Origin of the sequence: Vibrio sp. V42_P2S4T144, from assembly GCF_009904715.1 — a bacterium.
In the GTDB taxonomy this organism is placed as follows: Bacteria; Pseudomonadota; Gammaproteobacteria; order Enterobacterales; family Vibrionaceae; genus Vibrio; species Vibrio alginolyticus.
Window position 1 is genome coordinate 1 of the sequence record NZ_WXWS01000386.1, and the last position, 2191, is coordinate 2191.

The 2191-nt window shown below is 44.0% G+C and carries 3 protein-coding genes; 1 reads left to right on the forward strand and 2 read right to left on the reverse strand.

Annotated features, from left to right (window positions below; genetic code table 11):
* Positions 1-125: glutaredoxin domain-containing protein (locus CAG68_RS12990; RefSeq protein ID WP_272926330.1), on the reverse strand; the 125-nt coding region annotated here is incomplete at its 3' end.
* Positions 126-502: 377 nt separating this feature from the next.
* On the opposite strand from CAG68_RS12990, the gene CAG68_RS12995 reads away from it, so the two are divergent.
* Entirely contained in the window at positions 503-1747 is a 1245-nt protein-coding gene (locus tag CAG68_RS12995) for an iron-containing alcohol dehydrogenase (RefSeq protein ID WP_161441238.1), read from the forward strand.
* Positions 1748-1823: 76 nt separating this feature from the next.
* Here CAG68_RS12995 and CAG68_RS13000 read toward each other — a convergent pair.
* Positions 1824-2191, reverse strand: a 368-nt coding sequence (locus CAG68_RS13000) for an SIS domain-containing protein (protein ID WP_161441239.1), incomplete at its 5' end; no start/stop codon positions are given.

Here is a 2191-nt window from a genome sequence, read left to right on the forward strand (position 1 = left end):
CCTTCAGCGTGAATATCAACGTAACGGTAGTTGAAGTCATCACGTTTTGCTTTTAGCGTTTCTGCGTGCTCTTTTGCACGAACACAGAAAGGACATGCAGGGCGACCAAAGATAACAACGAACATAATCTTATTTCTCCTAAATCTATTCTTTTTTGAAAGCGTACAAAACATAGCGGCTGAGTGCGCTTTCTTTTGTTGGAGTAACTATGCCCGATCCAGATACGGAAATAAAGCGGCAATTACCTCTTGGTTCTATAGGTGAAATCTATCGAATAAAAACTAAACGCACGTGCTTATTTTACGACTCTGAAGTATGTGAAGTGACGCATAAAAAACATACATTCTAAAGGGTTAATGATGGCAAGGTGGAATTGGTCAATTTTTTTTGTTTAAAAAAATAGCAATCTATTTTGGCTATACGCAAATAACTTCAACTCTTACATAAGTGTTAAATCAGAGGGCGAGAGGTTATTTGGGTATATTCTTTTGGGAGGGTGTGTATGTTTCAGTTTATGACTGCAACAAGGATTATATTTGGTGAAGGTGCACTTCAATCTTCATTATCCGTTATTAACCAATTTGGCTACAGTGTTTTGCTGGTTACTGGGCAGAACACCCAACGAGCTGCCCCCATTGTCCAATATCTTAAAGCTCAAAATATGCGTTACCAGCACGTAGCTATCGTTGGTGAACCATACATCACTATGGTAGAAGAGACCGCAGTGCTCGGTAGAAAATTCCAACCTGATATGGTGGTTGCGATAGGTGGTGGCAGCGTCATCGATATGGGCAAAGCCTTAGCTGCCATTATTCCCAATCAAGGCAATGTTTACGATTACGTAGAAGTGGTAGGAAGAAGCGTCCCTTTAAAAGCAAAGCCTCTTCATTTTATTGCAATTCCTACGACAGCAAGCACCGGTTCAGAAGTGACCAGAAATGCTGTGCTGAAATCTGGACAAGATAAAGTGAAAGTGAGTCTTCGAAGCCCTGATATGCTCGCAGACGTTGCCATTGTAGACCCGACACTTACTTACGGGACCGACCAATACACATCTGGACGTGGCGTAATGGATACGTTCACTCATTTAATGGAAGCGTATGTGTGTGGTGAGCCAAACCCTCTTACTGATATGGTCTGCGAAGAGGGGCTACGCCGTTTAAGCCGTTCAGTGATTGCCGCTTGTAAGCAAGATAATCATAAGGCGCGCTCTGATTTATCGTTCGCTGCATTGCTTGGTGGTATGGCGATTACTAATGCCAAATTAGGTGCCGCTCATGGGTTAGCATCGGCGTTAGGAGGCAAGTTAGACGCCCCCCATAGCGTTATTACGGCTCGCTTAGCTCCGCACGTGATGCAGGAGAACATTAACGCCGCTAAACTCGCGGGTAGGAATGATGTGATAAGTCGTTATCGCAAGCTGGCCCAATTAGTCACCGAGCGAGTAAACGCTAACGAACACGATGGAATTCTTTGGGTAAATATGGTGCTAGATAAGTTAGCGTTACCGCTACTGGCTCAATTTGGAGTATGCCAAACCTCTTTTGAGCAAGTGGCGAATGATGCGCTTAAATCAATGGCAATCAAAGGGAATCCTTTACCCCTGAATCAGGAACGTTTGATACACATATTGCAGCAAGTCTGTGATTGTAGCGGAGAGTGCGCAGCTGAGAGTGCACAACATGTCAGTTCTGTTGAAGTACTGGAATCAAGAACGGACTTATCGAGTGTCAACGACTTAGGGTGATTGCTTTCTTAGCTGCATTAAAACAAAAGGGGAGCCTTGAGCTCCCCTAGATAAAGTATTGACTAAGCTTTAGTGCTTAGTACTGGCTTAATTTGTCATAGCGACTGTCTTTCAACGCATCTTTTACGCGTTTTAGGTTCTCACGGAAACCTGTACCACGGCGAAGAGTGAAGCCAGTTGCTAGCACATCAATCACTGTCATTTGTACAACTCGGCTTGCCATTGGCATGTAAACGTCGGTATCTTCTGGAATATCGAGCGTGATGGCCAGCGAGCTTGCCTTTTCTAGAGGAGAATCCTTCGCTGTAATCGCAATAACCGTTGCGCCATTTTCACGAGCAAGGTTCGCTATTTCTACCTGACTCTTTGTTCGACCGGTATGAGAAATAAGAACCACAACATCATTATCACTGCAGTTGATACAACTCATGCGCTGCATAACAA